Here is a 26,139-nt window from a genome sequence, read left to right on the forward strand (position 1 = left end):
CCGCCGCCGGCATCAAGGACGGCCTCGCGAAGGACCGCTGAACCGGCCCGCCTCCCCGCAGGCGCGAGAGGGGTTCCCTCGCGGCGGGATCGGTGCCACTGTGGTCTGTGACCGCTCGACGGTGGTCCTGTCTCCGCCTCGACCCGGCGCTCGCCGGGACGGCCGCGGAACAGCCCCGAGAAGAAGGAGGCCGCCCATGGGTATCGGTGACCTGAACAACCTCGCAAACCAGCACTCGGACAAGATCGACGAGGCCGTGGACAACGCTCAGGAGCAGCACGGCGACAAGCTCGGCGAGCACGGCGACACCGTGAACAAGGGTGTCGACGGCGCGCAGGAGAAGTTCCTGTCCGGGGACGAGGGCGAGCAGCAGGCCTGAGCCTGCCGTCGACGCCGCGGGAGCCCCCGCCCGGTCCGCCGGGACGGGGGCTCCCGTCTCTCCGGGGTCGGGATGTCCGTGCCTAGACTGGACCCCATGCCTGCCGACCGCCCCCTCACCCTCCGCTCGGCGCGGACCCAGGACGTCCCGGTCATCCAGGCGCTCGTGGAGCCACTGGCGCGGGAGCGCGTGCTGCTCCAGAAGGAGGCTGTGGCCTACTACGAGGCCATCCAGGAGTTCGTGGTCGCCGAGGAGGCGGACGGGACCCTGGCCGGCTTCGGCGCCCTCCACGTGATGTGGCAGGACATCGCCGAGGTCCGCACCCTCGCCGTCTCGGAGGCCCACCGGGGGGCCGGCGTCGGGCACCTGCTCATCGAGGAGCTGCTGGACCGTGCGCGGGCCGTGGGCGTCGAGCGGGTCTTCTGCCTGACCTTCGAGGTCGAGTTCTTCCGCCGGCACGGTTTCGAGGTGATGGCGGACCAGTCCGCCGTGGACCCGGAGGTCTATGCGGAACTGCTGCGCTCCACGGACGAGGGCGTCGCCGAGTTCCTGGACCTCGCCCGGGTCAAGCCGAACACGCTCGGCAACACGCGGATGATCCGCCGCCTCTGAGCCGCCGCACCGCGGGCCGCCCCGTACCCCGGCGAGGTCAGGCCGGGAAGGTGAGGCCGCCGTCGTCGTCCCGGGCCAGCAGCCCGTCCGACACGAGCCCAGCCACGCAGCGCGCCCACTGCGCGTCGTCGGGGCGGTGCGACCCGAGCCGCCCCCCGGTCACGACGACGGCGGGCACCTCCGCCTCGGCCACGCGCCCGTGCTCGCGGACGGCGGCCATCACGGCCCCGCGCACCTGACGGTCCGTGCCGGCCCAGGCCTGGCCGCGCGACACCTCCGCCGGCGGCGGGGAGCCCGCCGCGACCCACGCGCACGTCTCCGCCAGGGGGCAGCGGTCGCAGGCGGGGGAGCGGGCCGTGCAGACGAGGGCCCCGAGCTCCATGACGGCCGCGTTCCACGCGTTGGCGCGGGCAGGGTCCTCGGGCATCAGGTCCTGGGCGCGGCGCATCTCGGCGCGGGTCAGCGACCTGCCGGGCAGGGCCTCACCCGCGACCGCGCGCGCGATCACCCGGCGCACGTTGGTGTCCACGACGGTCTCGGGGATGCCGAACGCGAAGCTCGCGACCGCCGCGGCCGTGTACTCGCCGATGCCGGGCAGGGCGCGCAGGGCGGCGGGGTCGGCCGGCACCCGGCCGTCGTGGCGCTCGACGACGGCCCGGGCGGCCTCCTGGAGGCGCAGGGCCCGGCGCGGGTAGCCGAGCCGGTCCCAGGCCGTGAGCACGTCTGCGGTGGGGGCGACGGCCAGGTCCGCGGGGGTGGGCCAGCGCTCCAGCCACTCCCGCCAGCGGGGCAGCACCCTCACGACCGGTGTCTGCTGGAGCATGATCTCCGAGACGAGCACGCCCCACGGGGAGCAGTCCGGGCTGCGCCAGGGAAGGTCCCGGGCGTGGACGGCGAACCAGCCCAGCACCGCGTCGTGCAGGCGCGGCACGTCCACCGTGGGCGGGACGAGGGGGGCGGGCGCGGGCATGGCGTCCACTGTAGGGTGCGCCGCCGCCTACCCTGGATCGCATGCCGTCTCGTCCGACTTCCCCCGGGTCGAAGCCGTCCCCCGCCGTCTACCGCCGCCGGCGGCTCGTGGCCGCCCTGCTCGCCCTCGTGCTCCTGCTCCTGGTGGGGTGGGCCGTCGTGGCGCTCGTCCGCGCCGGGATCGGCGCCTTCTCCTCCGAGGACGCCGACCCCTCCGCCGCCCCGACGCCGGTGCACTCCCCGTCGCCCGCCCCGGCGACGGACGCCGAGTCCGGCTCCGCCTCGCCCACCGTGGCCCTCGAGGACGCGGCCGAGTGCCAGCCCTCGGACCTGCGGATCACCGCCTCCGCGGACCGGTCCGAGTACCAGCGGGGCGAGGAGGCCGAGCTGCGCCTGGGCATCACGAACCTCTCCTCGACCCCGTGCCGCACGGATGTGGGCACGGCCCGACAGGAGTTCAGGATCCGCACGGCCGAGGGCGACGACGTCTTCTCCACCCGCATCTGCCAGGCGGACCCCGCGGAGGCCCAGCGGGTGCTGTACCCGCACGAGGAGCTCACCGCCGTGTACCGCTGGTCCGGCCGTGCCTCGAGCCAGGACTGCGGCCGACTCGGCGCTCTCGCGGAGCCCGGACCCCATCTGCTGACGGTCAGCCTCGGCGACGTCACCTCCCGCCCCGTCGCGCTGAAGATCCTCGAGGAGCTCGCCCCGGGGGCCCAGGACGGCGGCTCCTCGGCCACCCCCTCCTCGGCCACCCCCTCCTCGAGCGGCAGCGCCTCCCCGTCGGCGTCCGCCTCAGCTCCGGCGTCGGCCTCAGCCTCGGCGTCCGCCTCAGCATCGGCGTCGGCTTCGCCGTCCGCGGCACCGGCCACGACCACCGACCCGTCGCCGTCGCCGTCCCGCTGAGCCGGGCGCGTCGTCAGCGGCCGGGGCCGACCTCCGGACGCGCGGCCGGGCCGCCGCCGGTCCACGTGGGGATCGTGGCGAGGGCCTCGCCGATTGAGCCGACCTCCGCCACCGTGAAGCCCGCCGGGACGTCCCCGAGCGGCTCGGGGGAGCGGGGGACCAGGGCGCGGGTGAAGCCCAGGCGGGCGGCCTCACGCACCCGTCGCCCGATGCCGGGCACGGGGCGCACCTCCCCGGCCAGCCCGAGCTCACCGACCGCGATCATCCCCTGCGGGACGGGGGCCGAGAGCTTCGCCGAGGCCACGGCGACGGCCACGGCCAGGTCCGAGGCGGGCTCCGAGAGTCGCACGCCGCCCACGGTGGCCACGTAGCAGTCGTCCTGGGCGAGGGCGAAACGGGCCCGGCGCTGGAGCACGGCCAGGAGCATGTTCACGCGCGCCGCGTCCACGCCGGAGACGGTGCGGCGCGGGCTGCCGCCGGCGGACGGGGTGAGCAGGGACTGCACCTCGGCCACGAGCGGGCGCCGGCCCTCGAGCGTCACCGTCACGCATGTGCCCTCGACCGGCTCCGAGACGCCCGAGAGGAACAGGCCGGAGGGGTCGTCCAGGGACTCGATGCCGTCCTCCCGCAGGTCGAAGCAGCCGACCTCGTCCGTGGGCCCGAAGCGGTTCTTCACCGCACGCACCAGGCGCAGCCGTGAGTGGCGGTCCCCCTCGAACTGGCAGACCACGTCCACGAGGTGCTCGAGCAGCCGCGGACCCGCGATGGTCCCGTCCTTCGTCACGTGGCCCACCAGGACCGTGGTGATCCCCTTCTCCTTGGCCGTGCGGATGAGGCTGGCCGCCACCTCGCGCACCTGGCTGACGCCCCCGGCGATCCCGTCCACCTCGGTGGACTGCAGGGTCTGCACGGAGTCCACGACCACCAGCTCCGGGTCCGTCCGCTCGATCTGCCCCAGCGCCCGGCCCAGGTCCGTCTCCGCCGTCAGACGCAGGGTGTCCGCGATCGCCCCGATCCGGTCTGCCCGGGAGCGCACCTGCGCCGCCGACTCCTCACCCGTCAGGTACAGCACCGAGCGCGGACCGCCGCCGCCCGCGCCGCGCGCCGTCTGGGCGGCCACGTCCAGCAGCAGCGTGGACTTGCCGATGCCCGGCTCGCCGGCCAGCAGGATCACCGCGCCCGGCACGAGGCCGCCGCCGAGCACGCGGTCCAGCTCGCGCACCCCCGTGGAGCGGAACGAGGCCAGCGTGGCGTCCACGTCCGCGATGCGCGGCGCGACCTCCGCGACCGTGGCCGCGCGCGTGCGGCCGGTGGTGGACGTCAGGCCGATCTCCTCGACCGTGCCCCACGACTGGCACTCCCCGCAGCGTCCGACCCACTTCACGGTGGTCCAGCCGCACTCGGTGCAGCGGTATCCGGGGGCGCGCTTCGGGGCGGTCTTGGTGGCCATGCGCCCACTCTAGGATCCGGGGCGGACGTGTTAACCGGCCCGCAGGCGGCCCGACGTCGACCGCCGGGGCCGCGCGCCGCCGTCGGGCTCAGACGCGGGGCAGGTAGGCCCGCGCCTCGTCGTGCTCGGCGCCCGTGGCCTCGATGAGGTCCACCATCATGGGCCGCAACAGCATCACGAGCGCCTCGCCGTGCACGGACCCGCCGCCCAGCTGGTGCGGGTCCAGTGCGGACGCGGCCGCCCCCAGGGCGTCCCGCGCCACGGACAGCGAGCGATGGCGGCCCTCGGCCTGCGGCTCCACGAGGGAGCGGTGCAGGATCTCGACGGCGTCCGCGGCGTCGTCGAACCAGGCGGCCAGGCGCTCGCGGTCGTCGTCGTCGAACACGCCCTCGTCCAGGACCGAGACCACGCGCCGGGCCACGATCCGCAGGGAGCGCACCGCCAGGTCCGAGCGGTCCGCCGCGTTCACCGCGTCGTCCACGAAGGAGCGCGAGGAGCGGTGCAGCGGGTTGAACACGGTCTGCTCATGCGTGACGCGCAGCTCCTTGCGCAGCGCCTCCAGCGTGGTGTGCGTGCCGCGGCTGGCCACGAGCGCCATCCAGGCGGTGCGGGAGTCGTCCTCCCGCAGGGCCCGGGAGAGGTCGCGCAGCACCGTGGCGATCGAGTCGTAGAGCCCACCCAGCTGACGCACCGCGGGACGGCGCACGTCCTGGGGCGAGAGGAACGTGACGAGCAGGGCCAGGACGCCGCCCACGATCGCGTCCTGGCTGCGGACGAACGGCCCTCCCGTGCCGATGGGCAGGAGGACCACGAGGACGGACTGCAGGGACATCTGCATCGTGAACGTGGCGCCGGAGTCCAGGAACCGGGCCACCATCACGGACACGAACACGACCACCGAGGCCTGCCACAGGCCGCGGCCGAGCCCGACCATGAGCAGGTCCCCGATCAGGATGCCGACGGTGCAGCCGACGGCGACCTCGGCCACCTTGCGCAGCTTCGGCTCCCGTTGGAAGCCGAGGGCGATCAGCAGGGCGGTGGAGGCGAACAGGGGCTGCTGGTGGCCCAGGATGGTCTCCGCGAACCAATAGGCGCCCACCGCGCAGACCGCGACGAGGGCGGCCTGGCCCACGGAGGAGCGGACGCGGGACCAACCCGCACGGGCGCGCCGACGCAGGAAGCGGCCGAGGCGCTCCCCGCGGGTCTGGGGGTCGACCATCGGCACCGTGCCCGTGGCGGTGGCGAAGCGGTCCGTCATGCGGCCAGCCTAGTCCGACGCCGGGGAGCCCTCGCCGTGCGAGGCTCAACCAAGCATTGTGGTCCACGGCACAGATCATTCCTGCGAATGCCGCTCCCGTTCACCATCTGTTCACCCCGGCCGAGCACTCGATTCACCTCTGGACCGTACGGTCGGGTGCGGTGCAGAACCGGGCCAGCCGGACGCTCTGCCCTCACCGTCGTCATCCGATTGAAAGAGGCTCTTCGTGAAGGCTCACCGCTTCGGCCGCTCCGCCGCCCTCCTGTCCGTGGCCGCCATCGCCCTGACCGCCTGCTCCTCCGCGGACAGCGGCAACGGCGGCTCCGATGCCTCCGGCTCCGCCGGCGGCGAGCAGGGCACCACCTCCGAGGTCCAGGGCAACCTGGTCGGCGCCGGCGCCTCCTCGCAGGAGGCGGCCATGACCGCCTGGACCCAGGGTGTCACCGAGACCGCTCCGAACCTGACCGTGCAGTACTCCCCGGACGGCTCCGGTGCCGGTCGTGAGAAGTTCCTCGCCGGCGCCACCTCCTTCGCCGGCTCCGACGCCGCCCTCAAGGAGGAGGAGGCTGAGTCCGCCAAGGAGAACTGCGGCGACGAGGGTGCGTTCCACGTGCCGGCCTACATCTCCCCGATCGCCGTGGCCTACAACCTGCCGGGCGTCGATGAGGTCAAGATGGACGCCGAGACCATCGCCAAGGTGTTCTCCGGCGAGATCAAGAACTGGAACGACGAGGCCATCGCCGCGCAGAACGAGGGCGTCGAGCTGCCCGACACCCCGATCACCGTCGTGCACCGTTCCGACGACTCGGGCACCACCGAGAACTTCACCGCCTACCTCACCGAGGCCGCCGGCGATGCCTGGTCCTACGACGAGGTCGAGACCTGGCCGTCCGACATCACCGCCGAGTCCGCCCAGGGCACCAAGGGTGTCGTGGGCCTGGCCTCCCAGACCGAGGGCGCCATCACCTACGCCGACGCCTCCGCCGTGGGCGAGCTGGGCACCGTGTCCGTGAAGGTCGGCGAGGAGTACGTGAAGTACTCCGCCGAGGCCGCGGCCGCGACCGTCGAGAAGTCCGAGGCCAAGGAGGACGGCTCGATCGAGCTCGACCGCGCCACCGACGAGTCCGGCGTGTACCCCGTCGTGTTGGTCTCCTACCACATCTACTGCAACCAGTACGAGTCGCAGGAGACCGTGGACCAGGTCAAGGCCTTCGCCGAGTACGTCGTGTCCGAGGACGGTCAGAAGACCGCCGAGGAGTCCGCGGGCAACGCCCCGATCTCCGAGGACACCCGCAAGAAGGCCATGGAGCGCATCGAGGCCATCTCGGTCAAGGGCTGATGTCGCTTCTTGTCGGCTGACCCACCGCCGCTTCGGCCGCCGGGCCCCACGGGCCCGGCGGCTGGAGCCGCGTCAGGGCTCTCGTTCGTCGCGGCCCGCCCATCACCACGCACGTCGATCTGAGGGAAGGCACTGTGTCCTCAACCACCAACGAGGCGGCACCGAAGCCGTCCAGCCTGCGCGGCCCCCGCCGCGGAGCCGCCGGAGACAAGCTCCTCTCCGGCGGGGCCCTTGCGGCCGCCGTCCTGATCCTGCTCGTGCTCGCCTTCGTGGCGGTCTTCCTCCTGACGGAGGCATGGCCTGCCCTGCAGCCGGGTGCGGAGCTCGTGTCCGCGGACTCCTTCTTCCAGTACGTGTGGCCGCTCATGGCCGGCACCGTGATGGTGTCGATCATCGCTCTGCTCATCGCCACCCCGGTCGCGATCGGTGTCGCCCTGTTCATCTCGCACTATGCGCCCCCGCGCATCGCGCAGTCGGTGGGCTTCGTGATCGATCTGCTGGCCGCGATCCCCTCCGTGGTCTACGGCGTGTGGGGCTGGCTGACGCTCGCTCCGCTGATGGTGCCGATCTACGGCTGGCTCAACGAGAACCTGGGCTTCATCCCGTTCTTCGGCGGCTCGGCCACCACCACGGGCCGTACCCTGCTGACCTCGGGCGTCGTGCTGGCCGTGATGGTCCTGCCGATCATCACCGCGCTCTGCCGTGAGATCTTCACCCAGACCCCGAAGCTCCACGAGGAGGCCGCGCTCGGCCTCGGCGCCACGCGCTGGGAGATGATCAAGATGACCGTGTTCCCGTTCGCCCGGGCCGGCATCGTCTCCTCGATCATGCTCGGCCTCGGCCGCGCGCTCGGCGAGACCATGGCGGTCACCATGGTGCTCTCCGGCGGCGTCTTCTCCTGGTCGCTCGTGGAGTCCGGCAGGAACCAGACGATCCCGTCGGAGATCGCGCTCAACTTCCCCGAGGCGTTCAACATGCGCCTGCACGAGCTGATCGCTGCCGGTCTCATGCTCTTCATCATCACCCTGGCGGTGAACATGATCGCCCGCGCGATCGTGAACAAGCACAAGGAATTCTCGGGAGCCAACTGACATGAGCACTGTCTCGACTTCTCCCCGGGCCACCGAGGACAGCGTGACGCCGCGGCGTCACTCCCTGACCGAGGGTCAGAAGCCCGGCTGGACCTGGATGGCCGTCGCAGCTGCCGCGGCCGTCGTCGCCGCCGGCCTGACCGTGCTGCTCAGCGGCGCCTTCAACGTCGTCGGTTTCGTGATCATCGCCGCCATCCTCTACATCGCGGGGCTCTACGTGGCCACCCGCGTGATGGAGAACCGGCGCCGCGCCGCAGACGGCCTGTGCCGCAACCTCGTGTGGCTGGCGTTCCTCGTGGCCCTGGTGCCGCTGGTCTCCGTGCTGTGGTCGGTCCTCTCCGCCGGTCTGCCGACCCTGATCGCCAACCCGCAGATCATGGCGTACGACATGAAGGGCATCACCGGCATCGACGACTCGGCGTGGGTGGAGGACGGCAAGCCCGCCGGCGGGCTCGCGGGCGGTTTCGGCCACGCCCTGATCGGCACCGTCGTGATCACGATCATCGCGACCCTGATCTCCGTGCCGATCGGCATGCTCACCTCCATCTACCTGGTGGAGTACAGCCGCGGCGGCTGGTTCTCCCGCGCCATCGTGTTCTTCGTGGACGTCATGACCGGCATCCCCTCGATCGTGGCCGGCCTCTTCGCCTACGCCGCGATCACGTGGGTCCTGACCCTGGTCACCGGCAGCAAGTCCACCGCACTGCAGTCCGTGCAGATGGGTCTCACGGCCGCGATCGCGCTCTCGGTGCTCATGATCCCCGTGGTCGTCCGATCCACGGAGGAGATGCTCCGTGTGGTGCCCAACGAGCTGCGCGAGGGCGCCTACGCCCTCGGCGTGCGCAAGTGGCAGACCATCGCCAAGGTGGTCCTGCCCACCGCGATCTCCGGCATCGCCTCCGGCGTCACCCTGGCCATCGCCCGCGTGGCCGGCGAGACCGCGCCGATCCTCGTGACGGCCGGCTTCGCCACCAGCATCAACTGGAACCCGTTCGACAACTGGATGACCGCGCTGCCGGTGTACATCTACCGCCAGCTGGTCGCCCCGACCTCGCCCACGGCGGCGGACCCCTCGACCGCCCGCGCCTGGGCAGCCGCCCTGCTGCTCGTGACCATCGTCATGCTGCTCAACCTGGCGGCACGGTTCATCGCCAAGGCGTTCGCCCCCAAGAAGGGCCGATGAGGTCCGGCCGCCCGGAATCCCCCGGGCGGCCGGCCCCGACCCCGTCGCACCCCCCCAGAGACTTCCACGAAGGAACAGAACCACTCATGTCCAAGCGCATCCAGGCCATCGACGTCGATGTCTTCTACGGCAAGTTCAAGGCCGTCGAGGGCGTCAACATCGACATCGCCCCCCGCTCCGTCACCGCCTTCATCGGCCCCTCCGGCTGCGGCAAGACCACTTTCCTGCGCAGCATCAACCGCATGCACGAGGTGCTCCCCGGCGCCACCGTGGACGGCCAGCTCCTGCTCGACGGCGAGGACATCTACGGGCCCGGTGTGGACCCGGTCCGCGTCCGTTCCCAGATCGGCATGGTCTTCCAGCGCCCGAACCCGTTCCCCACGATGTCCATCCGGGACAACGTGCTGGCCGGCTACAAGCTCAACGGCACCCGCCTGAACAAGTCCCGTGCGGACGAGCTCGTGGAGAAGTCCCTGCGCGGCGCCAACCTGTGGAACGAGGTCAAGGACCGCCTCGACAAGCCCGGCTCCGGCCTCTCCGGCGGTCAGCAGCAGCGTCTGTGCATCGCCCGCTCCATCGCGGTGCAGCCCGACGTGATCCTCATGGACGAGCCCTGCTCCGCGCTCGACCCGATCTCCACCCTCGCCGTCGAGGACCTGATCAACGAGCTCAAGGAGGAGTACACGGTCATCATCGTCACGCACAACATGCAGCAGGCCGCGCGCGTGGCGGACAAGACCGCGTTCTTCAACATCCAGGGCGTCGGCAAGCCCGGCAAGCTGATCGAGTACGACGACACCAACGTCATCTTCAACAACCCCTCGAGCCAGCAGACCGAGGACTACGTCTCCGGCCGTTTCGGCTGAGCCGCCCCGCGCTCCGTCCCCGACCCCGTCCGGCCGCACGCCGGGCGGGGTCGCGGCGTCTGCGGGGCCGGGCGTCGTCGTCGGGCGCGGCCTCAGGCCAGCGGGAGGAGGGCCAGCGTGCCGAGGAGGCCGAGGAGGGCGCAGGCCACCGGCGTGAGCAGCCACCAGCCGACCACGCGCAGCACGGTGGGCCAGCGCACGGACGCGTAGGTCTGCGTCTGGCCGGCGCCCACGATGGCCGCCGTCGCCGTGTGGGTGGAGGACAGGGGCAGGTGGAACACCAGGGATCCGACGAACAGCAGGCCCGCGGGGATGACGGCGGCCACGGACGCCCGCAGGGGGTCGAGGCGCACGAGACGCTCGGTGAGGGTCCAGGCGATCCGCCAGGCGCCGCCCAGCGTGCCGAGCCCGACCGCGAGGGCGAACAGGAACGCGCCCCCCACGAACTCGGCCGTCAGGGCGTCCGGCGCCAGGACGGACCCGGACCCCACCAGCACGGCGGCCCACAGCACCCCCATGCGCTGACCGGCCTGCAGGCCGTGGCCCATGGCCATGGCGCTGGCGGAGATGCCCAACGCGACGCGGGCCCGGTGCTGGACGTTGACCGTGGTGCCGCGGGTGGCGAGCCGCGTGGCGGGCGCGGTGAGCAGGCGGGCGAGCGCCCACGCGATCAGGGGCGAGAGCAGCAGGCTGAGCAGCACCTCGGCGCGGACGAGGTCGAAGATGGTGTGGGCGACGTCGATGTGCAGGCTCAGGCGCACGGCGAGGTGGCTGCCCGCCAGCGCGGAGATCAGCGCGTGCGTGCTGGAGCCGGGCAGGCGCCGCCACCACAGCAGCAGACCCCACACGAGGGTCACCACGCAGGACACGCCCACGGCCAGGGGGCCGATCTCGCTGCGCACCGCGGGCGAGGTGAAGTAGTGCACGCTCAGCGTGATGAGCCCGATGCCCAGCAGCGCGCCCACGGTGTTGACCGCTCCGGTCAGGAGGAGGGCCCCGCGCGGGGTCAGCGCCCGGTACCGGACAGGCAGCGCCGCGGCGTTGGGGGCGTCGCGGAACCCCATCAGCGCGCCGACGGCGCACAGCAGCACGAGGACGACGGCGAGCCCCGCGGTCACGGCGCCTCCACCGGCTCAGGACTCACGGACGAGCACCATGCCCAGGTCCATGTTCACGCGGGAGAGGGCCTCGAGCGCCGCGTGCAGCGCCCAGGCGACCTCGCGCTGGCGGTTGTAGTCGCGCTGCAGCAGGTCCATGCCGAGGTCGGCGAGCCACTCGACCATGATCCGCTCCGTGCGGCGGGAGGCGCGCAGCAGCTGCATCCACGTGGCCTCCAGTGCGTCGAGGTCGCGCATCTCGGCGGCGCCGCGGGCGAGCAGCTCGGCCTGACGACCCACGGTCTCGAGGACGTCGAGGGCGTGCGTCGGCAGCTCCTCGAGGTCGGCCCGCTGGATCAGCACGCCCGCCGACACGACGCGCCGGGTGGTCGCGTGCACGCCGCTGGCCAGCCGGTAGAGGTCCTGACGGGGCAGCGGCGTCACGTAGGCGCTGCGCAGCGCGGTGAGGAAGGCCATGAGGGTGGCGCTCGAGGACGAGTCGAGCTCCTCGAGCTCACGGGCGGCACGGTCCGCCTCGGGTCCGCGGGTCCCCGCGACCTGGGCCACCAGATGCACGGACCGGTGCAGGGCCTCGGCGAGGTCCGCCATGTGGCGCAGCGCCGGGGTGTCGCGCGTGACGAGCCAGGGCATGCGGGGGGACATGGGCAGCGGTCGCTCTCTCGTCGACGGGTGGCGAAGGGGTCGACGACGACGCCGGACCGGGAACGCCTCTCGGCGGAAGGCCGCTCGCAGCGGCTATGTGTTGGAGCCCGGGGTTACCAGCGGCCCGGCGCCGTCCCCTTCAGTCTAGCGATCCGTCCCGAAACGCTCGACCCGCCGCCTCCAGGGCGTCGGCGGTGCTGACCAGGCGCGCGGCCCGGCGGGTGAGGGCGGCGGCGCGGTCCGGGGCGGCGGCCTCGGAGCCCTCGGCGTGCTCGACCTGGCCCAGGGCCACGACGCGGGCGTAGGCCGCGGCGCGCTCGAACGCGACGTCGATCTCGGAGCGGTAGGCGCCCGTGAGGATCGTGTCCGTGAGGCGGCGCAGCTCGGCCGGCCCCGGCGGCTCGACGGCCCCCGCCACGACGCGCGAGGCGTAGGCGGCGTGCCCGGCGCGGTACCAGGCGGCCCAGCGCTCGCCGTCGCGGGTCGTCGCCTCCTGGAGTGCGTACAGGCGCCACAGGGCGCCGGCGAGCGAGACGGGCGGGGCGTCCGCCCACAGCTCGGCGAGCGTCTCGACGCCGAGCTCGCGGACCAGCCCGACCAGCCGCTCGACGACGGCCGGGTCCTCCTCCGCGCGGCCGCCGGCCACGAGGGCGTGGGCCAGGCGCGAGGCCGCCGCGGCCACTTCCTGCGGGTCTTCGCCGCCGGCGAAGTGCGTGAGCTCCTGCGGCTCCGAGAGGCGGGGCCGGTGCGGGCGCAGCACGCCCGAGGCGCTCGAGCTGGCGCCGCGGCCGGCGGGCAGGCGGTGACGTGCCATGGGCGGGCTCCCTTCGAGGGCGCATCGGGGTGGGGATGTGGTCGCCGGAGGCGGCGGCCCCGTCCACGGTAGTGCCCCGGACGCCTGGGCTACCATCGGAGGGCACCCGCGAGGGTCGCCGTCGTCGGCCGCACGCCGTCGTCGTCGGCCGCGGGTGGGGGCCTTTAGCTCAGCTGGCAGAGCATCGGACTTTTAATCCGCCGGTCGCGGGTTCGATCCCCGCAGGGCCCACCCGAGAGCGGCCCCTGACTAGGCGCGATGCCCGGTCGGGGGCCCTCCCTAGGATGGAGCCATGAGCCCCACGCCCCCACCAGTCACCGAGACGATCAGTTCCGGCCACAGCGTGGTGTGGTCGCGCCCGCCGGCGGAGCGCGCGGGCACGGACCTGGTGCTCGTGTTCCACGGCTACGGCTCCAACGAGGTCCGCGCGGCGCGCCGCCACTTCCCGATGCTCCCGGAGCGGTGCACCGGCCTGGCGGTGCGCGGCGGCTTCGAGATCGACGAGACGGCGTCCGAAGGCCCGGGCGACCCCGGCGCGCACGGCTGGTTCCTGCTCGACCTGCTGCTGCAGTCCGACTTCGCCCAGGTGCTCGCCGCCGCCCACCGCGTGTTCGACGTGCTCTCCGCCGAGGAGGTCGTGGCGGCCGGCTTCCGCACGGTCTCGGTGCTCGGCTTCTCCCAGGGCATGGCCATGGCGACGACGGTCCTGCGTCTGCGCCCCGAGGCGTTCACCTGCGGTGTGGGCCTGAGCGGCTTCGCCGTCGACAACGAGCTGCTGGCCATGCTCGACTCCCCGGCCGAGGGACCGGGCCCGCGCCCGTTCTTCTGGGGCCGGGACGCCGAGGATCCCGTGATCCATCCGGACGCCGTCGCCCACACCCGCGCGTGGGCCGAGGAGCACACCCGCCTGACCGTGCGCACCTACCCCGGGATCCTGCACGGGACCGGCCCCGACGAGGTCCGTGACGTGCGCATCTTCCTCGAGCACTCCCTGCGCGCGGCGACGCCCGGGTCCTGACCGCGGGGGTCGCGCGCCGATACTGTGGCGCGCATGGCAAAGAACTCGACGATCGGCCGGTACGCGTCCGGGAAGGTGAAGGACTTCGGGCTGAAGTCGGCACTCGATGAGAACGGCGAGCCCACGGAGGGCTTCGAGAAGGCCCTCTCCACGGTGTTGGCGGTCCAGCGCCCCCTGGTCCTGAAGAACATCCAGCGCATGGCGGCGAAGCACCCGGGGGAGAGCCCGGAGCGTCTCGCCGAGCGGCTCGGGCAGCAGTACCTGACCACCGTCACGGGGGCCGGTGCCGCCGTGGGCGGCACCGCGATCGTCCCGGGCATCGGCACCGTGGCCGCGCTCGGCCTGTCCGGTGTCGCGGTCGCCGGCTTCATGGAGGCCACCGCCCTCTACGCGCAGTCCCTCGCCGAGCTGCACGGCATCACCACGCAGGACCCGCAGCGCGCCCAGGCCCTCGTCATGGGCCTCATGCTCGGCGACGACGCCAAGGAGCTGCTCCGCGAGGCCGCCGCCAAGGCCGGCCGTCCCTACGACCCGCAGTCCAGCCTCAACGCGCTCGCGGGCACCGCATCGGGCACCGGCATCAGCGCGTTCGTGGTGGATCGCCTCAAGAGGACGTTCATGCGCAAGATGCGCCTGCGGCAGGGTGCCGGCTTCGTGGGCCGCGCCGTGCCGTTCGGCGTGGGCGCCGTGATCGGCGGCGTGGGCAACCGCGCCATGGGCAAGGCCGTGATGGAGAACGCCGCGGAGCTCTTCAGCCCCCTGCCGATGGTGATCCCCGGCGAGATCCGCGAGGGCGCCGCACAGGGGCGCGCCGATGGCACCAAGGACGACGGCGGCGTCTTCGGTGCGATCCGTCGCGCCCTGCCCGGCGGCAAGGACGAGAAGGACGACAGGCAGAAGAAGGGCAAGCCCGCCGCCTGACGGCCCCGCCCCCGCGCGTCCGTCGCCCCCGCCCCCGCGCTTTCGAACGTGAGAGAGGCCCTATCTCACGTTCGAAAGCGCCCATTCGCCCCATGTCACGTTCGAAAGTGCGGGGCAGCGGGTCCGTCTCAGAGGAACAGTGTCGCCACCCCGTGGATCGCCAGGCCCGCGAGCGCGCCGACGACCGAGCCGTTGATGCGGATGAACTGCAGGTCCTTGCCCACGAACAGCTCGAGGGTGCGCGCGGTCTGCTCGCCGTCCCAGCGGGCGACCGTCTCCTCGATCACCCCGGTGAGCGCCGGGCCGTAGGAGCTCAGCGCATACGCCGCGGCGCGGCGGGCGTGGCCGTCCACGCGGTCGCGCAGCTCGGGGTCCTCCTGCAGGCGGGCGCCGAGGTCGCGCAGGGCGGCCACGAGCGCGCGATGCAGGTCGGAGGACGGGTCCTCGAGCGCGTCCAGGAGCGAGTCCCGCAGGGAGACCCAGGCCCGCCCGGCCCACGCACGCAGCCGTTCGTCCGCGAACAGGTTCCGCTTGAACCGCTCCACCGAGGCGCGGGTGGCCGGCTCGTTCCGCATCTCGTCGGCGAGGCGGTCGAGCCAGTCGTCGACAGCGCGGCGGGCCTCGTGCTGCCGGTCGCGGCGGATGCCGGCGAGATACTTGAGGGTCTCGGCGTGCAGTCGCTCGGCGAGGAGGCGGTCCACGAGGTCCGGGCTCCACTCGGGGGAGCGACGGCGCACCGTCTCGACGAACAGCTCGGGATGGGCGGCCACCCAGTCCCCGGTGTGGGCGACCACGAGGTCCACCACGCGCTCGTGGTGCCGGCCGGCCACCACGTCCTCCAGCACGCCCGCGAGCGTGGGGGACCAGTCCGGGGCCACCATGTGGCGTTCCATCAGCTGACGCAGCAGCTCCTGGACGGCGTCGTCGTCGGCCGCGGCCATGGCGCCCCGGGCCGCCGTCGCGATCTCCCGGGCGGTGCGGGCCGCGTTCTCCTCACGGCGCAGCCAGCCGCCGGCGGCCTCGGCCACCTTCAGTCCGTCGACCTTCTCGTGGGCGACCTCCGAGTCCAGGAAGTTCTCCTGCACGAACTCGGTCAGCGCGGCGCCGAGCTGGTCCTTCTTCCGCGGGATCAGGGCGGTGTGCGGCACGGGCACACCCATCGGGTGGCGGAACAGCGCCGTGACCGCGAACCAGTCCGCCAGTGCGCCGACCATGCCGCCCTCCGCGGCGGCGCGCACGTAGCCCCACACCGGGTGGGTGTCCTGCAACGGGAACGCGACCACGAACACCACGGCCAGCAGGATGAGCAGCCCCAGGGCGACGGCCTTCATGCGCCGCAGGCCCGCCGCGCGTTCGAGGGCACCGGCGCTGAGCAGCTGCTGGGCGGGGTCGGGGGAGAAGGACACGGGAGGCTCCTGATCGCGTGCACCGAATGGTCCCCACCAGTTAACCAGCCGGGCACCCTGCGGTGACGTGGCCGGCACTCGCGCTCCCTAGCCTGGCGGCGTGCCCGCCCTCGTGATCGCCCACCGCGGTGCCTCCGCCGCCTTCCCCGAGCACACCCGCGCCGCCATGCTCCACGCCCTCGCCGTGGGCGCGGACGGTCTCGAATGCGATGTCCAGCTCACGCGGGACCGTGAGGTCGTCTGCTGGCACGACCCCACCGTGGATCGCACCTCGGACGGGCGCGGCGCGGTCGCGGACCACACGCTGGATCGTCTGCGCGGCCTCGATGTCGTCTCGTGGCACGCCCGGCGTCCGGGGGCCGAGCCCGCCACGACGACGGCGCCGCCCGCCGTGTACGGCGGCGCGGGGGAGCAGGTGCTCACCCTGGCCGACCTCCTGGCGATCGCGGCGGCCGCGGACCGGCCGCTGCGCCTGGCCGTGGAGCTCAAGCACCCCTCCCCGTTCGGGCATGAGCTCGAGGAGCGGGTGCTGCGGGAGCTGCTGCGGGCCGGTTGGGACCCGGAGACCGGCCGACTGGGTCAGGTGCAGGTGTCCCTCATGAGCTTCCATCCGGACGCGCTGCGCCACGTGGCGCCGCTGGCCGGCACGGACCCCCTCTGCCCCCTGATGGACCTCATGCCGACGGAGCTGCCGACCCGGCTCGCGCGGGGGCCGCTGAGCCGGGCGGCGGTGCGTGCGGCGGCGCGTCAGTCGCTGGCGGGGTCCGAGGCGCTCGTCTGGCGCGGCCGGGCCGGGATGGCGGGGCCCTCCGTGGCCTACGTGCGGGAGCACCTGGCGGACGTGAAGGCGTGGCTGGCGGCGGGGCGGCGGCTGCGGGTGTGGACCGTCGACGAGCGCGAGGACGCCGATTTCCTCCTCGCCCAGGGGGTGCAGGAGCTCACCACCAACCGTCCGGAGGACGTGCTGCGCTGGGTCCGCGAGCGGGCCGCCGCGCGTCGGGAGCGGGTGCCCACCGGGGCCTGAGGGCGCCGACGACGGCGCGCATGCTGCTCAAGCTGATCGAGCCGACCTCGGGCGAGATCAGCTTCGAGGGCAAGGACGTGCTGGCGCTGAAGGGGGGGAGGGGCTCAAGGACTTCCGGCAGCGCGTGCAGGCCGTGTTCCAGGACCCGTTCTCCTCGCTCAACCCCTCGTTCACGGTGGGCCGGATCATCGAGGAGCCGCTGCAGACGTACCGGCGGGGCAACGCCACGCAGCGGCGGGCACGTGTGCTCGAGCTCATGGACCAGGTGGCCCTGCCCTCCCACTTCCACCGCCGGTACCCGGCCGAGCTCTCGGGTGGACAGCGCCAGCGCGTGGCGATCGCCCGCGCGCTCGCGCTGAACCCCGAGCTGATCGTGTGCGACGAGCCGGTCTCCGCGCTGGACGTGCTCGTGCAGGACCAGATCCTCACGCTGCTGCGCCGCCTGCAGGACGAGCTGGGGCTGAGCTACCTGTTCATCTCGCACGACCTGGCGGTGGTGCGGCTCATCTCCGACTACGTGTGCGTCATGAAGGACGGCCGGGTGGTGGAGGCGGCCAGCTCCGAGGAGGTCTTCACCAACCCCCGACACCCGTACACGCGGCGGCTGCTCGCCTCGATCCCGGGCAACGAGCTGGGGATCGCGGTGGAGGCGGACGGGACGCACGTGTGAAGCACCGCGGAGTGATGTGAGCGGCATCGCTCCCGTGCGTGATACTTGCTGCATCACTCGCATCCCCGATCGCAGGAGCATCCCATGGCCCACGCCGTCGACCCCGGGCGCCCCGTGCACAACCCGGACATCGTCGGGTTCACCGACGCTGAACTGAACGAGACGCCGATCCGCCCGCGCTGGAACTCCCTCGGCCCGGGCATCGTCGCCGCGGCCACGGGCGTGGGCGCGGCGGACCTGGTGGCCACCCTGACCGCCGGCTCCCGCTACGGCTACATGCTGCTGTGGGCCGTGGTGCTGGGCGTGATCTTCAAGATCGTGCTCGTGGAGGGCGTGGGCCGCTACTACCTCTCCACCGGCAAGACGATCTTCCAGGGCTGGCGCACCCTCGGGGCCTGGACGTCCTGGTACTTCGGCCCGTACATCCTCATCTGGGGCATCGTGTACGGGGCGACGGCGATGTCCTCCACCGCCCTGCCGCTCGCGGCGCTGTTCCCCGGTGTGGACAGCAAGGTGTTCGCGATCGCCGCGGGCCTGATCGGCCTGGGACTGGTCTGGCTGGACAAGTACCGGCTCATCGAGTGGCTCATGACGGTGCTGATCGGCGTCATGTTCGTGACGGTGCTGCTCTCCGCGGCGCTGACGGCCCCGAACCTGGGCGAGATCCTCGCCGGTCTCGTGCCGCGCCTGCCCTCCGGCGATCCCCAGGCCATGTTCTACGTGCTCGGCCTGGCCGGCGGCGTCGGCGGCACCATCACGCTCGCGGCCTACGGCTACTGGCTGCGCGAGAAGGGCTGGAACGTCCCAAAGTACCTGAAGGTCATGCGGTTCGACAACGCGACCTCGTACATCCTCACGGGCATCTTCGTGATCGCCACCATGGTCATGGGCGTGGAGCTGCTGCACTCGGCGGGGCTGGCGATCTCCTCGGGCGACAAGGGCCTGCTCGACGTCGGCGACGTGCTGGCCGAGCGCTACGGCTCGGCGTGGTCCACGGTGTTCCTCATCGGATTCTTCGCCGCGTCCTTCTCCTCCCTGCTGGGTGTGTGGCACGGCGTCTCGCTGATGTTCGCGGACTTCTGGACGAACTTCCGCCGGCCCGCCGCGGAGCTGGACCAGGACGACGCGCCGTCGCTGTCCTCGAAGCCCGGCCGCTTCTTCCTGCTGTGGCTGACCCTGCCGCCCATGGCACTGCTGTTCCTGGACCGGCCGATCTTCCTGATCCTGCTCTACGGCACGCTCGGCGCCCTGTTCATGCCGTTCCTGGCCGTGACCCTGCTGTTCCTCAACAACACGAAGGACGTGCCGCGGCAGTTCCGCAACGGCTGGGTCCGCAACACCCTGTTGGGCCTGACCGCGGCCGTGTTCGTGGCGATCGGCGTGAACGAGCTGCTCAAGGCCCTGCAGCCGGTGCTCGGGGGGTGAGCCGGCGGCGGGAGCGGGGCACACTGGTGCCATGATCGTCGCCTTCTCCGTCGCCCCCTCCGGCCAACCCGCCGACGCCAACCACCTGCCCGGCGACGCGGACACCGCGTCCGTGCACCGGGCGGTCGCGGCCGCCGTCGCCGTGGTGCGCGCCTCCGGCCTGCCGCACCGCACCTCCTCGATGTTCACCGAGATCGAGGGGGAGTGGGACGAGGTGATGGAGGTCGTGCGCGCCGCCGTGGACGCCGTGTCCCCGTACGGCACACGCGTCTCGCTCGTGCTGAAGGCGGACATCCGCCCCGGCCGCACCGGCGAGCTGGACGGCAAGCTCGAGCGCCTCGAGTCGGCCCTCGCCGAGGACGAGGGGCGGCGCGCCGCCCCGGCCCCGCGCGACGGCGACGCCGGGTGACCCCCCTCCCCGCTGCCCCCGGACGCTTTCGTTCGAGAAACGGCGGCGTGTCGAGGCGCTTTCGTTCGAGACATGGCCGCCGCGCCGGCGGCCCGGAGGAGCAGTCCGTGCCTGAGCCCGTGGCCGTGCGCCCCGCCGCACCCGGGGACGTCGAGGCGCTGCTGCGCGTCAAGGCGCGGTCGTGGCGGGAGGCCTACGGCGCGCTCCTGCCGTCCGCGTACCTGGACGCGATCGAGGCCCGGATCCCGGAGGACGTACCCGCGTGGACCGCGCTGATCGGACCGGACCGTGACCTCTGGGTCGCCGACGACGGCGGCCGGCTGCTCGGCGTGGCGCTCGCGGGCCCGCGTCGCTCGGCGGCGGAGACGGCCCGGACGGGTGCGGACGACGCGGCCGCATCGCCCGCCGACCTGCCCGATGTCGAGCTCATGGTGCTCTACGTCCTGGCCGAGGCGTACGGCACCGGCCTGGGAGCGCGCCTGCTGGACGCCGTCGTCGGGGGCCGCCCCGCGCTGCTGCGCGTCCTCGCCGAGAATCCGCGGGCCGTGGCGTTCTACGCCAAGCACGGGTTCGCGGCCGTGGGGGCGCCGGAGCCGATGAACGGCCCGTGGGCCGGCCTGCACGAGCAGCTGATGGTGCGCCGTCTCCCGCACGACGGCGGTGCGGCGTGAGCCGCCGGTCGTCGGCGCGCCGGGGCCGGGCCGCGGGCGGATCCGCCGGCCCCGCCGGGATCGAGCCGGGCGTCCACGCGATCACCCACGGCACCGCCGAGATCCGCGAGGACGCCTTCGAGCCGGGCGCGTTCATCCTCTACGTCAACGGCGTCGAGTCCTCGCCGCTGGACCCCGAGCGCCCCGAGCGCATGGCCTTCGAGTACATGCGCTGGGCCGCCGCGGCCGTCCGGGCGCACTGGCCGGAGCCCACGCCCCTGCGGGCCCTGCACCTGGGCGGCGCGGGCTGCGCGCTCGCCCGCTGGGTGGACCACGCGTACCCGGGCTCCCACCAGACCGCGGTGGAGATCGACGCCGGCCTGGCCGCCCTCGCCCGCGAGCGCTTCGGCCTGCCCCGCGCCCCGGCCCTGCGCATCCGCGTGGCAGACGCCGCCGAGGTCCTGGCCACGGCCCACCCGGCCAGCCGCGACCTGATCATCCGCGACGTCTTCGCCCCGGACCCCACGGACCTGACCGGTGCCCGCCACATCACCCCGCCGGGCCTCACCGGCCTGGACGCGGCCCGCGCCGCCGCGCGGGTCCTCGCCCCGGGCGGGCTGTACGTGCTCAACGTGGGCGGCGGGCCGGACCTGACGTCGGTGCGGGCGGACGTGGCTGCCGTCGTCGCCGCGTTCGAGCACGTCGAGGTGATCGCGGATCCGCCCATGCTCAAGGGGCGGCGCCGCGGCAACGTCATCGTGGCGGCCTCGGACGCCCCCGTGGCCCGCCCCGCCGCGGACGCCCCGCCCGGCGCCGACCCCCGCGACCGCCTGGCCCGCGCCCTGCGCATGGACGCCTTCCCGGCCCGGCTCGCGGAGGATCCACGCGGCTTCCCCGCGGGCGTCTCGCCCGGGATCACGGGACTCATCCCGGGCCCCGAGGCGTAGACTGGAGGCACTCGGCCGGGTCCGCCCGGGGCCCGTCGAGTCCGACTCGAGGAGGTCGCCATGTCCGCCCAGACCCAGCCCGCCGCCACCCGCCGTGAGGACGCACCGCTCGGCGTCCTGGTGGGTGTGGACGGCTCCGACCAGTCCGTCTCCGCCGCCCGCTGGGCCCAGCGCGAGGCCGGCCTGCGCGGCGAGCCGCTGACCCTCGTCACCGCCTACTCGATCCCCGCGTACTGGGGTTACGGCGCGGACGCCGGCGGCGCCGTCCTGGACGACTCCCGTCTCCGCGAGGGCGTGCAGGCCCTCCTGGAGGAGGTCGCCGGCAAGCTCGACGCCGACGGGGTGCGTCCGGAGCTGCGTGTGGAGATCGGGGACGCGGCCGGCGTCCTCGTGGAGCTCTCCGCCGAGGCCTCCCTGCTCGTCTCGGGCGCGCGCGGCCGCGGCGGCTTCATGGGCCGCCTGCTCGGCTCGGTGGCCGCCGCGCTGCCCGGCCACGCGCACTGCCCGGTCGCCATCATCCCCGCCGGGGTCGAGGCCAGCCGCGCGGGGGACAGGACCGCCGTCGTGGTGGGCGTCGACGGTTCCGAGCAGGGCCGTGCCGCCGCTCTCGAGGCCGCTGAGGAGGCCCGCCTCCGCCAGGCCCCGCTGAAGCTCGTGTGCGCCGTCCCGCCCCTGGGCGCGAACGCCGCGTGGCTGGCCGTCAGCCTGGACGAGGAGGCCCGAGAGCGGGAGCTGCGCGAGCGTCTCGACGCCGGCGCCGCGTGGATCCGCTCCGAGTTCCCCGGCCTCGAGGTCCTCACCGAGCTCGTGGACGGCACCCCCGTGGACGTGATGGTGGACCAGACCGCCACCGCCCGCCTCACCGTGGTGGGCACGCGCGGTCTGGGCGGCTTCGCCGGTGCGATCGTCGGCTCCACGAGCCGCGGCGTCGCGGACCACGCGAAGGGCCCGGTGCTCGTCGTCCCGTTCCGCAAGGACGTCCGCCTCGGCCGCCGCGCCTCGTTCGGCCCGGTCCAGGACCAGCCGGAGTCCTGACCGGCGCTCAGCCCCAGCCGAGCTCGTGGAGGCGCTCCTCGGAGATGCCGAAGAAATGCCCCACCTCGTGCATGACGGTGACGGTGATCTCGTCCTCGAGCTCGGCGCGGGAGGTGCAGTGGCGGGTGAGCGGGCCGCGGAACACCACGATCCGGTCCGGCATCTGCCACGCGAACTCGGCGCGCTCGGTCAGCGGCACGCCCTCGTAGAGGCCGAACAGCTCGGTGGCCGGGTCCTCCCAGCGCTGCGGCTCGTACTCGTCCTCCACCACCACGACGACGTTCGTCAGCAGCCGTGCCAGCTCGTCCGGGATGCGGGTGAGGGCCGCGGAGACGGCGTCGTCGAACTCCTGCTCGCTCATCCACGTGGCGGCGGGGCGGTCGGGGCGATGGCTCACGGAGGGCTCCTGACGGCGGGGCACGACGACGGCGGACCGGCTCCGGCGGGAACTTGCCGGGGGGCGTGCGGCCACCATAGACTCCCAGGGTCCACCTCGGGAATCTCGAACCGGACCTGCCCCTATCGTCTAGAGGCCTAGGACACCGCCCTTTCACGGCGGCGACACGGGTTCGAATCCCGTTGGGGGTACGCAGGCCGGCCGCCCTCGGCGGCCGGAACGGCACTCGCCGACTGGGTTTGCACGACGCGCGGAGGCTCTGCTAGAGTTTCCACTCGTTGCGAAAGCGGCGAGAACAACAGAACATGGCCCTGTAGCGCAGTTGGTTAGCGCGCCGCCCTGTCACGGCGGAGGTCGCGGGTTCAAGTCCCGTCAGGGTCGCTCGGATCATCCGATCACCGGCATTCGGAAATGGAGTCCGGTGACGCATGGTCCTGGTGACGAAGGTCGCCGGGCTCTGTAGCTCAGTTGGTAGAGCGTACGACTGAAAATCGTAAGGTCACCGGATCGACGCCGGTCGGAGCCACCACTTCGAGAAGGCCCCCCGCAGACGCGGGGGGCCTTCGTCGTCCGGGGCGACGAGCCACTGACAGGCGGCGACGCGGTGGGCACACTGGGTCGATGCCCGATTCCCCCTCCGCCCGCGCGACCGGCGGCGAGACCGCGCTTGTGGTGATCGACGTCCAGCACAGCTACTTCGAGCATCCCGCGCTGGCCGCCCATCAGGCCGAGCTGACGGCGGCGGTCGTGGAACTGCTCCGGACCGCCCGCGAGGCCGGCCGTCCCGTCTTCCTGGTGCGGACCGAGCACGCGCGGGACCGCTCCACGTGGACGTTGAACATGCTGGCCGACGGCGAGGGCTTCGCCTTCCCGGGCACCCGGCAGGCGGCTCTGCTCGACGGGGTCGCGGCGGCCGCCCCGGACGCCGTCGAGGTCGTGAAGACCCGGGACTCCGCCTTCCACGGCACGGGACTGGCGGCCGAGCTGCGGGGCCGCGGGGTGGATCGGCTCCTGCTGTGCGGCGTCTCCACCCACAGCTGCATCGCCGCGACCGCCACGGCCGCGTTCGCCCTCGACTTCCACGCCGCGATCGCGACGGACGCGATCGCCTCCGAAGAGCCGGCGCTGGCCTCGGCGATGCTCGACTTCCTCCGCGACGAGATGCGTCAGCCGCTCCTCGGGCAGGACGAGGCACTCACCCTCCTGCGCACCGGCCTCGTCCCCGACCGGGGCTGAGGGGCGGTCACAGGATCTCGACGTCGCCCTCGTCCGCACGCGTGCGGTCCTGGGCGTCCTCCTCGATGTGCATGGCGGCGGACTCCGCATTGCGCAGGGAGTCCGGGGCACGTCCCTCCCCGGCCCAGTGCTGCGGGTCGTCCGAGCCGCCGCGCACGGGCTGGCCGTCGCGGCCGTCCTGCGGCGCGGGGTCGCCGGCGGCGTTGGGATCGGCGAGCAGGTCCGTCTCGAGCTCTCGTTCGTCCTCGCGGTCCTCGAAGGGGACGTCGGTCATGGTGCGGTCCTTCCTCTCGCGGGCGGGCCCGTCCGGCGCCGCCGTCGTCGTGGTGTCCCACACCCTAGTGAGGCCGCCCACGCCTCACCAGGGGACGCCCGCGCCGGGGCCGTGGGCGCGGTCACCCCGCCGGGTGAGACCGTCCACTCGGCCGCGTCTCAGGCAGGGAGCCGGCGTGCGGGACCACGTAAGGTCGGGAGGATGAGCGATCCGACACCGCCCTCGACCGAGCCCATGATCCCCGAGCAACCCGGGAACCATCCGTCCTCGGCGACCGCCCCCGACGCCGGCGTCGCCCCTGCCACCTCCGCCGCGGCCGCCCGCGACCGCGTCCTGCTGCCGTGGGTGTTCTGGCCCTCCGCGGTCATCGTGCTCTCCTTCGTGGGGGCCACGCTGCTCGCCCCCGACCAGATGACCGTGGGCATCGGCCTGGTCCAGCAGGCCATCATCACGAACTTCTCGTGGTGGTACGCGCTCGTCGCTCTGTTCTTCGTGCTGTTCTGCGGCTACCTCGCGTTCTCCCGCAAGGGCGGGATCACGCTGGGCAAGCCCGATGAGAAGCCCGAGTTCTCCACGCTGTCCTGGTTCTCCCTGCTCTTCGCGGCGGGCATGGGCATCGGCCTCGTGTTCTTCGGCATGACCGAGCCGCTCATGCACTTCACCGATCCGCGGCCCGACGTGGCGGCCGCCAACCCCACCCAGGCGGAGGCCGCCCAGTCGGCGCTGGCCACCACGTTCCTGCACTGGGGCCTGCAGCCCTGGGCGATCTACGCGGTGGTGGGCGTGGCGGTCGCGCTGGCCATCCACCGGCGCGGCCGTCCCCTCGCGCTGCGCTGGGCCTTCGAGCCGCTGATCGGCGAGCGCCGCGTGCGCGGCGGCTGGGGCCACCTGATCGACAACATCGCCCTCATCGGCACCGTCTTCGGCGTGGCCACCTCGCTGGGCCTCGGGGTCACCCAGATGTCCGCGGGCCTGCGCGCGCTGGGCATCGTGCCCGAGGACAGCCCCTGGCTCGAGTACGCCATGATCGGCGCGGTCACCTGCGTGGTGCTCTACACCGTGGTCTCCGGCGTGGAGCGCGGCATGAAGTGGCTGTCCAACACCAACCTGATCCTGGCCGCCGGCCTGCTGCTGTTCATCGCGATCGTGGGACCCACCGCGTTCCTGTTCAAGGAGATGGTGCAGTCCCTCGGCTCCTACATGCAGTACTTCTTCGCGAACTCGCTCAACGTCTCCGCGTTCTACGGCGCCGAGGGCGACGCGTGGCAGGCCGGCTGGAGCGCGTACTACTGGGGCTGGTGGATGTCCTGGACGCCGTTCGTCGGCATCTTCATCGCCCGCATCTCGCGCGGTCGCACCGTGCGCGAGTTCATCGCGGGCGTGCTGCTGGTGCCCACCATGGTGGGCGTGGTCTGGTTCGGCATCCTGGGCGGCACCGCGATCTTCCTCGAGACCACCCGCCCGGCCGGGTACACCTCCGTGGTGGGCGCGGACGGCGCCATCGACTCGAACACCGCGCTCTTCCAGGTGCTCGAGCAGCTGCCCGCGGGCACGATGCTCGTGGTCGGCGCCATCATCCTCTCGGGCATCTTCTTCATCACCTCCGCCGACTCGGGCTCGCTCGTGATGGGCATGCTCGCCACGGGCGGCGACGTGAACCCGAAGGCCACGGTGAAGATCTTCTTCGCCATCGCCACCTCGCTCATGGCCGCGGCCCTGCTGGCCGCCGGCGGCCTGTCCGCGATCCAGGTCCTGGCCATCACCATCGGCCTGCCGTTCTCCGTGATGATGCTGCTGATCTGCCTGGCCACGTTCCGCTCGCTCGGCTACTCCGTAGCGCGGGTGGAGGCGGTGCGCCGCCAGGCCATGCTGGCCTCCATCAAGGACCGCCTGGGCCTCGAGTCCGACGACGACGAGGTGGTCGACTCCGGCCCCGTGGCGGCCTCGCAGTGGTGGGCCTCGCTCAGTCGGGACCACCAGCAGCGGATCGCCGATGCGGCCGCCGGCGTCCCGGCCTCGGAGGGGCCTCGCCGCACCCGGCTGCGCCGCCACGAGCACTGACGTCCGCCCCCGGGCGCCCTCCCGGCCCCGACGAGAACG

The 26,139-nt window shown here is 73.1% G+C and carries 26 protein-coding genes, 4 tRNA genes and 1 pseudogene; 22 read left to right on the forward strand and 9 right to left on the reverse strand.

What is annotated here, in order from left to right; translation table 11 throughout:
- The first annotated feature begins 196 nt into the window (after nt 1-196).
- The gene (locus KVS67_RS05645; protein ID WP_041104640.1) at nt 197-379 is read left to right on the forward strand and encodes an Rv0909 family putative TA system antitoxin; all 183 of its coding nucleotides are present in this window, start codon (nt 197-199) and stop codon (nt 377-379) included.
- Nucleotides 380-475: 96 nt separating this feature from the next.
- Nucleotides 476-991 carry an amino-acid N-acetyltransferase gene (locus KVS67_RS05650; RefSeq protein WP_036314832.1) on the forward strand — a complete coding sequence of 172 codons (516 nt, stop codon included), beginning with the start codon at nt 476-478 and terminating at the stop codon, nt 989-991.
- A gap of 37 nt (nt 992-1,028) precedes the next feature.
- On the opposite strand, the gene KVS67_RS05655 is transcribed toward KVS67_RS05650, so the two are convergent.
- Nucleotides 1,029-1,961 (reverse strand): A/G-specific adenine glycosylase, encoded by a 933-nt coding sequence (locus KVS67_RS05655; RefSeq protein ID WP_169577770.1) that lies wholly within the window; start codon nt 1,959-1,961, stop codon nt 1,029-1,031.
- A gap of 41 nt (nt 1,962-2,002) precedes the next feature.
- Between KVS67_RS05655 and KVS67_RS05660 the strand changes: the two genes are divergently transcribed.
- Complete coding sequence (locus KVS67_RS05660; protein WP_036339123.1) at nt 2,003-2,866, forward strand: hypothetical protein; 864 nt, start codon at nt 2,003-2,005, stop codon at nt 2,864-2,866.
- Between the two features lie 13 nt (nt 2,867-2,879).
- Here KVS67_RS05660 and radA read toward each other — a convergent pair whose 3' ends face one another.
- Both radA and KVS67_RS05670 read right to left on the reverse strand, forming a co-directional pair.
- Nucleotides 2,880-4,316, reverse strand: coding sequence for a DNA repair protein RadA (gene radA / locus KVS67_RS05665; RefSeq protein WP_036384198.1), 1,437 nt, complete (start codon nt 4,314-4,316; stop codon nt 2,880-2,882).
- A gap of 88 nt (nt 4,317-4,404) precedes the next feature.
- Complete coding sequence (locus KVS67_RS05670) at nt 4,405-5,574, reverse strand: aromatic acid exporter family protein (protein WP_182488542.1); 1,170 nt, start codon at nt 5,572-5,574, stop codon at nt 4,405-4,407.
- 226 nt (nt 5,575-5,800) lie between these two features.
- Here KVS67_RS05670 and pstS point away from each other — a divergent pair, with 226 nt between their 5' ends.
- The 4 genes from pstS to pstB all read left to right on the forward strand — a co-directional run bounded on the left by pstS (nt 5,801) and on the right by pstB (nt 10,053).
- Nucleotides 5,801-6,913, forward strand: a complete 1,113-nt coding sequence (gene pstS, locus KVS67_RS05675; RefSeq protein WP_036384202.1) for a phosphate ABC transporter substrate-binding protein PstS — start codon at nt 5,801-5,803, stop codon at nt 6,911-6,913.
- A gap of 134 nt (nt 6,914-7,047) precedes the next feature.
- Nucleotides 7,048-8,004, forward strand: a complete 957-nt coding sequence (gene pstC / locus KVS67_RS05680) for a phosphate ABC transporter permease subunit PstC (RefSeq protein ID WP_044658633.1) — start codon at nt 7,048-7,050, stop codon at nt 8,002-8,004.
- A gap of 1 nt (nt 8,005) precedes the next feature.
- Nucleotides 8,006-9,187 (forward strand): phosphate ABC transporter permease PstA, encoded by a 1,182-nt coding sequence (gene pstA / locus KVS67_RS05685; protein ID WP_036384203.1) that lies wholly within the window; start codon nt 8,006-8,008, stop codon nt 9,185-9,187.
- A gap of 86 nt (nt 9,188-9,273) precedes the next feature.
- A complete protein-coding gene (gene pstB / locus KVS67_RS05690) occupies nt 9,274-10,053 on the forward strand; it encodes a phosphate ABC transporter ATP-binding protein PstB (RefSeq protein WP_036384205.1) in 780 nt (259 codons plus the stop codon).
- A gap of 92 nt (nt 10,054-10,145) precedes the next feature.
- Here pstB and KVS67_RS05695 read toward each other — a convergent pair whose 3' ends face one another.
- From KVS67_RS05695 to KVS67_RS05705, 3 genes are all read right to left on the reverse strand, one after another.
- Nucleotides 10,146-11,171, reverse strand: coding sequence for an inorganic phosphate transporter (locus tag KVS67_RS05695; protein WP_036384207.1), 1,026 nt, complete (start codon nt 11,169-11,171; stop codon nt 10,146-10,148).
- 15 nt (nt 11,172-11,186) lie between these two features.
- On the reverse strand, nt 11,187-11,813 hold the full coding sequence (locus tag KVS67_RS05700) for a hypothetical protein (protein ID WP_036314859.1): 627 nt from the start codon (nt 11,811-11,813) through the stop codon (nt 11,187-11,189).
- A gap of 139 nt (nt 11,814-11,952) precedes the next feature.
- Nucleotides 11,953-12,627, reverse strand: a complete 675-nt coding sequence (locus tag KVS67_RS05705) for a hypothetical protein (RefSeq protein WP_002856103.1) — start codon at nt 12,625-12,627, stop codon at nt 11,953-11,955.
- A gap of 158 nt (nt 12,628-12,785) precedes the next feature.
- Between KVS67_RS05705 and KVS67_RS05710 the strand changes: the two genes are divergently transcribed.
- The 3 genes from KVS67_RS05710 (at nt 12,786) to KVS67_RS05720 (ending at nt 14,566) form a co-directional block, all read left to right on the forward strand.
- Nucleotides 12,786-12,858 (forward strand) — tRNA-Lys (locus tag KVS67_RS05710).
- Between the two features lie 61 nt (nt 12,859-12,919).
- Complete coding sequence (locus KVS67_RS05715; protein WP_041103593.1) at nt 12,920-13,645, forward strand: alpha/beta hydrolase; 726 nt, start codon at nt 12,920-12,922, stop codon at nt 13,643-13,645.
- Nucleotides 13,646-13,678: 33 nt separating this feature from the next.
- The gene (locus KVS67_RS05720) at nt 13,679-14,566 is read left to right on the forward strand and encodes a hypothetical protein (RefSeq protein WP_095695214.1); all 888 of its coding nucleotides are present in this window, start codon (nt 13,679-13,681) and stop codon (nt 14,564-14,566) included.
- 128 nt (nt 14,567-14,694) lie between these two features.
- Here the strand turns inward: KVS67_RS05720 and KVS67_RS05725 are convergent, their stop codons facing one another.
- On the reverse strand, nt 14,695-15,972 hold the full coding sequence (locus KVS67_RS05725) for a DUF445 domain-containing protein (protein ID WP_044658638.1): 1,278 nt from the start codon (nt 15,970-15,972) through the stop codon (nt 14,695-14,697).
- A gap of 100 nt (nt 15,973-16,072) precedes the next feature.
- Between KVS67_RS05725 and KVS67_RS05730 the strand changes: the two genes are divergently transcribed.
- The 7 genes and pseudogenes from KVS67_RS05730 (at nt 16,073) to KVS67_RS05760 (ending at nt 22,132) form a co-directional block, all read left to right on the forward strand.
- The gene (locus KVS67_RS05730; protein ID WP_036383537.1) at nt 16,073-16,996 is read left to right on the forward strand and encodes a glycerophosphodiester phosphodiesterase family protein; all 924 of its coding nucleotides are present in this window, start codon (nt 16,073-16,075) and stop codon (nt 16,994-16,996) included.
- 8 nt (nt 16,997-17,004) lie between these two features.
- A pseudogene (locus KVS67_RS05735) lies at nt 17,005-17,666 on the forward strand (ATP-binding cassette domain-containing protein); the annotation flags it as partial.
- A gap of 84 nt (nt 17,667-17,750) precedes the next feature.
- On the forward strand, nt 17,751-19,091 hold the full coding sequence (locus KVS67_RS05740) for an Nramp family divalent metal transporter (RefSeq protein WP_036383535.1): 1,341 nt from the start codon (nt 17,751-17,753) through the stop codon (nt 19,089-19,091).
- 31 nt (nt 19,092-19,122) lie between these two features.
- Nucleotides 19,123-19,500, forward strand: coding sequence for a thiamine-binding protein (locus tag KVS67_RS05745; RefSeq protein WP_063189969.1), 378 nt, complete (start codon nt 19,123-19,125; stop codon nt 19,498-19,500).
- A gap of 107 nt (nt 19,501-19,607) precedes the next feature.
- Nucleotides 19,608-20,171: a GNAT family N-acetyltransferase gene (locus tag KVS67_RS05750; RefSeq protein ID WP_036383531.1), complete on the forward strand. Its 564-nt coding sequence runs from the start codon at nt 19,608-19,610 to the stop codon at nt 20,169-20,171.
- A complete protein-coding gene (locus tag KVS67_RS05755) occupies nt 20,168-21,097 on the forward strand; it encodes a spermidine synthase (protein WP_036383529.1) in 930 nt (309 codons plus the stop codon). The genes KVS67_RS05750 and KVS67_RS05755 overlap by 4 nt, the downstream gene beginning before the upstream one ends.
- 60 nt (nt 21,098-21,157) lie before the next feature.
- Complete coding sequence (locus tag KVS67_RS05760; RefSeq protein ID WP_036383528.1) at nt 21,158-22,132, forward strand: universal stress protein; 975 nt, start codon at nt 21,158-21,160, stop codon at nt 22,130-22,132.
- A gap of 7 nt (nt 22,133-22,139) precedes the next feature.
- On the opposite strand, the gene KVS67_RS05765 is transcribed toward KVS67_RS05760, so the two are convergent.
- Nucleotides 22,140-22,529, reverse strand: a complete 390-nt coding sequence (locus tag KVS67_RS05765) for a metallopeptidase family protein (RefSeq protein ID WP_217565073.1) — start codon at nt 22,527-22,529, stop codon at nt 22,140-22,142.
- A gap of 118 nt (nt 22,530-22,647) precedes the next feature.
- Here KVS67_RS05765 and KVS67_RS05770 point away from each other — a divergent pair.
- The 4 genes from KVS67_RS05770 to KVS67_RS05785 all read left to right on the forward strand — a co-directional run bounded on the left by KVS67_RS05770 (nt 22,648) and on the right by KVS67_RS05785 (nt 23,765).
- Nucleotides 22,648-22,720 (forward strand) — tRNA-Glu (locus KVS67_RS05770).
- Nucleotides 22,721-22,836: 116 nt separating this feature from the next.
- Nucleotides 22,837-22,910: transfer RNA gene (locus tag KVS67_RS05775), tRNA-Asp, on the forward strand.
- A 72-nt stretch (nt 22,911-22,982) separates the two neighbouring features.
- Nucleotides 22,983-23,058: transfer RNA gene (locus KVS67_RS05780), tRNA-Phe, on the forward strand.
- 92 nt (nt 23,059-23,150) lie between these two features.
- Nucleotides 23,151-23,765, forward strand: a complete 615-nt coding sequence (locus KVS67_RS05785) for a cysteine hydrolase family protein (protein WP_217565075.1) — start codon at nt 23,151-23,153, stop codon at nt 23,763-23,765.
- Between the two features lie 7 nt (nt 23,766-23,772).
- Here the strand turns inward: KVS67_RS05785 and KVS67_RS05790 are convergent, their stop codons facing one another.
- A complete protein-coding gene (locus tag KVS67_RS05790) occupies nt 23,773-24,039 on the reverse strand; it encodes a hypothetical protein (RefSeq protein WP_049147831.1) in 267 nt (88 codons plus the stop codon).
- A gap of 201 nt (nt 24,040-24,240) precedes the next feature.
- Between KVS67_RS05790 and KVS67_RS05795 the strand changes: the two genes are divergently transcribed.
- A complete protein-coding gene (locus KVS67_RS05795) occupies nt 24,241-26,100 on the forward strand; it encodes a BCCT family transporter (protein WP_217565077.1) in 1,860 nt (619 codons plus the stop codon).
- The last annotated feature ends 39 nt before the right edge of the window (nt 26,101-26,139 follow it).

The organism is Micrococcus sp. GbtcB5 (assembly GCF_019091605.1).
GTDB classification, from domain to species: Bacteria; Actinomycetota; Actinomycetes; order Actinomycetales; family Micrococcaceae; genus Micrococcus; species Micrococcus luteus.